Source organism: Paracraurococcus lichenis (genome assembly GCF_030657435.1).
Lineage (GTDB): Bacteria > Pseudomonadota > Alphaproteobacteria > Acetobacterales > Acetobacteraceae > Paracraurococcus > Paracraurococcus lichenis.
In genome coordinates, this window is the sequence record NZ_JAUTWS010000208.1 from 1 (window position 1) to 3,799 (window position 3,799).

The 3,799-nt window shown below is 68.6% G+C and carries 3 protein-coding genes; all 3 read left to right on the top strand.

Translation table 11 applies throughout. The annotated features are described in order from the left end of the window. Positions 1–585: 585 nt before the first annotated feature. The 3 genes from Q7A36_RS38790 (at position 586) to Q7A36_RS38800 (ending at position 3,727) form a co-directional block, all read left to right on the top strand. Positions 586–1,521 carry a replication protein RepA gene (locus tag Q7A36_RS38790; RefSeq protein WP_305109138.1) on the top strand — a complete coding sequence of 312 codons (936 nt, stop codon included), beginning with the start codon at positions 586–588 and terminating at the stop codon, positions 1,519–1,521. Between the two features lie 690 nt (positions 1,522–2,211). Next, positions 2,212–3,303, top strand: coding sequence for a hypothetical protein (locus Q7A36_RS38795; protein WP_305109139.1), 1,092 nt, complete (start codon positions 2,212–2,214; stop codon positions 3,301–3,303). Between the two features lie 214 nt (positions 3,304–3,517). Continuing rightward, positions 3,518–3,727, top strand: a complete 210-nt coding sequence (locus Q7A36_RS38800) for a hypothetical protein (protein WP_305109140.1) — start codon at positions 3,518–3,520, stop codon at positions 3,725–3,727. Positions 3,728–3,799 lie beyond the last annotated feature (72 nt).

The window sequence follows — 3,799 nt, forward strand, 5'->3', positions numbered from 1 at the left end:
CCCTTCAAGGCCGGGAGGATGTCAGTGTCCCGCGAGCTCCCCTCCGGCGCACGCCCGGAATGTGGATATCGGGCAAAGCCAGGATGGGAAGGACGGCAGCAGCAGCGCGTATCAGACGACACGCCGCGGCCGGGTTCGCCTGCATGTCGGAAGTGCGGGTGCGTGGCCTCGGCGGATCGGGCCTTGTGACCGGCCCGGTCCGCCCTGCGCCATACCGCCGATCGCCGCGCAGGCCGGGACACGGGCGCCGGTGGCCGGCTGATGCTTTCGCTGCGGTCGTTGGCATGCCGGCAGACTTCGAGTCGCCGTCCCCGAGTGTGGAAACGGGCGAGGCCGGACTTTCCCTTGCCCACAGGCTCAGTTGTGGAGACGAGCGAGGTGGGTGTGGAAAGGAGCGAGCCGCACCCACGAAGATTCAAGGCTTAGCGCGGTTATCCCGTGGAGTCTGGCGAGGAAGCTAATAGTAGAATTACAAATATCTTCTCTAGTAGCTTCCTCGCTGCTTTCCACGGCGACGCCGCCGGGTCGATCAGGCTATGGCTTGCGAGATCACATCAGGTTCATTTCAGGCGATGAGGGTTGGCGATGGGGACGGTGCACGATCTGCTCGAGGCGAAGGGCAAGCAGGGTGCGATCGAAGCCGGCTTTGCCCGTTCCATCGTGGAGGCTGCAGCGCAATATCTCGCGGATGAGGACAATGCGCTCGGCTTTGCCTATTCAGGCTGGGCGCAATGCGCCCTGCCGCACAAGCGCCTGCCGGATGACGCCGCCTGGTCGATCTCGGCCGAACGCCTGCGATTGATGGTCGAGCCCGGCCGGCGCCCGGTCGGCGAGGATCCGCAGGCCTTCGAATGGGTGGGCGTCCCCTATGGCAGCCATGCCAGGCTCATCCTCCTCTACCTGCAGACCGAGGCGCTCCGCACCGGCTCGCGCGAAGTCGAGCTCGGGACGTCGCTGCGCGACTGGCTCGGCCGCATCGGCGTCTCGGTCGGCGGGATGACCGGCCGCAGCGTGCGAGACCAGGCCGAGCGGATCTCGCGCTGCCGGCTGACCTTCCACCTGGCGACGGCGGGCAAGGCCTCCGGCCTCGTCAACCAGAGCATCGTGGACAAGGCCCTGTTCATCGAGAGCGGAGCGAGCAAGCAGGGCCGACTCAGCCTGGAGACGGCCAAGCTCAGCGAAACCTTTTATGAACAGTTACAGAAGCACCCCGTGCCGCTTGAGGAAGCGGCCATCAAGGCACTGAACAACAACGCGCCGGCCCTCGATGTCTATATGTGGCTGGCCTACCGCCTGCACGTGCTGACGGCCGACCGCCTAGTAACCTGGAAGGCGCTGAAGGGGCAGTTCGGAACCGGCTTCCGCGAGATGTACCACTTCAAGCCCAAGTTCAACGGCTCACTCTCCCTCGCCCTGGCGGTCTATCCCGCAGCGAGGATCGAGGTCTCGGAACAGGGCGTCATCCTGAAGCCCAGCCGTCCTCCGGTCGCGCCGAAGACCTACGCCTTGCGCTCCACCTGAGGTGGGACGCATCACCCCGCGCCGGCAGACGAGGCTGGCAGCCGGCGACCATTCATCGGGGCTTGGGTGACGCGCGGTCTCCGGACCGCCCGCCGGCCGCACCAAGCTGCAATTTCCCCATCCACCGGAGCAAACAGTGCCTGAGTCGACGCACTCAGGCACGATCACTCGTCCGATCAGCCACAGGGCTGACCGGTCGGGGCATGTCAGCGCATACACTAACCCGCCGGCTTCGGCGCTGACCTGGCCAGTCCCGAGACCAGTTCAGCCCGCCCTCGCTGGATTCCACACCACGGAGCGCCTCGCCAGATTCCACACCCATCAGCCTGACCAGGACATGCGGTCCTGGGTTTCGCCGCCGAGGGAGTCCGGCAGACTGCAGCGGACGCGTGGCAGCCCGGATCGGCCCTCCGACCTGGACCACCGAAGCATCAGGTGCCGAGCCAGTTCATATTCAGGCAAAGCGATTTTCGCAGGATCGCCGTGACGGCGATAAGCGACATGGCATCGCCGGCTGCGCGTCCCCGCCATTGCCGGCGGATGCAATGGGGGGAACCAGGCCCAGTTATGATCCAAGGCACCGAAGCCGCTCCCTGCCTGCGATCGGGCCCGCCCGCCGCGATCACCTTCGGCCCGGTGTTGCCGGAGCATCAGGAACCCCCCCCTGCGCAAGCCACCGTGGAGTGCTGCGTGAGCGAGCTGGTCCTGGTTCTCGATACCAGCCCCACCTCCGTGGAGCTGCAGGTTTTCGAGACCGAAGGCATGATCCTCCGCTGGGCACTGATGGTGCAGGGGATTGGTGCCATGCCGCACTTTATCGCGCAGGATGGGTGGCGGCAGCCCCTCGCCGGGCAGGACTGGCCGGAGGCCGAGGCGCTGGCGGATCACCATGCTGCCTTGCTCGCCATCTTCGACGGGTTCCAGCGGGTGGCCGGCAGCCGGCGGGTGGTGGCCATTGGCCACCGCCTGGGCCATGCCGACACCGAGGTCCCGGGCCCCATCCTCATCGATGCTGCCGTCCTGCGACATCTCGAGCGCGCGCTGCCGGAGGCGCGAGAGGGACGGGCGCACAGCCTGGCAGGACTGCGGGCAGCGACGGCGCTGTTCCCTGAGGTGCCGCAGATCGCCTGCTTCGAGACGGACTTCCACCTGCGGCAGCACCCGGAGCCGGACGGCCGCGCTGGCCCGGCCCGAGGCCGCGTCCGACCTTCCAAGGGGCATGGGGCGCACGGCCTGTCCCACGAATATGTCTGGCGGCGCCTTGCGGCGGAGGATCCGGCCCTCGCACGGGGTCGCATCGTCGTCGCACATCTCGATCAGGCGGCGTCGCTCTGCGCCATGCGTGCGGGCCGAAGCCTGGACAGCGTCGCCATCGAGTCCTGGGAGACGCCGCCCGCCGCGTGCGCCTGCACCGACGCCGTCCCGGACGGGCCGCAGCGGCCGGAGGCAGATTGCCGGATCGAGACGGCTGAGGCTCTCTCGGCTTTCGTTTGGCGCACCCGCCGCGAGATCGGCGCCCTGGTCGCGGTGCTCGGTGGCCTCGACGCACTGGTCTTCACCGGCGAGGTCGGGGAGCAGTCGGCCGCGATGCGCGCGGCCATCGGCCGCAGCCTAGGCTGCCTCGGCATCACGGTCGATCCCAGGCGCAACGCCGCCGGCACCGCCGAGATCGGCCGCATCGGCGCGCCGGCGCGCGTGCTGGTCCGCCGGTCAGACAAGGCACGGATGGTCGCCGAGCATGTGCTCGAGATCCTGCCCGTCGGTCAGCGTGCGGCTGCCTGACCTGCGGCACGCCGCGGCATCGATGGAGGCACCGGAAAGGTGGCCGTCGCGGCTGCGGCGCGGCATGCTCGTCGCCGGACAACGGCCATCCTGGCGATGGTGCCAGGACAGGATCCTGTCGAGCGGAGCGAGCGAGATGCGGGATCTGCAGCCAGGTGCCGGGTACGGGGCGTGCAGCCCGATCATCGCGTCTGGGCCAGCGATCGGGTCAGGGGTGCGATGGGCCGCAATCGGCGGGGCCGTGCTGCTGCCGCTGCTGCTCGGGGGCTGCACCAACGAACTGGCGCGGGACCCGCTCGCCGCGCAGTACTACTCCGATCCCGCCTATGGTGGTCGTCGCAGGGCCTTCCAGCCAAGGCCGGAGGCCTTCGGACCCCCGACGATCGCGCCTGGCACGAGCCGGGGCTGGGGCGGCCTGTTCTAGCGACCGCGCCATCGCGGGCGTCAGGGTCAGTTTGCGCACCAGGATGTCCCGGCGGCCTTTGCTGCGCGACTC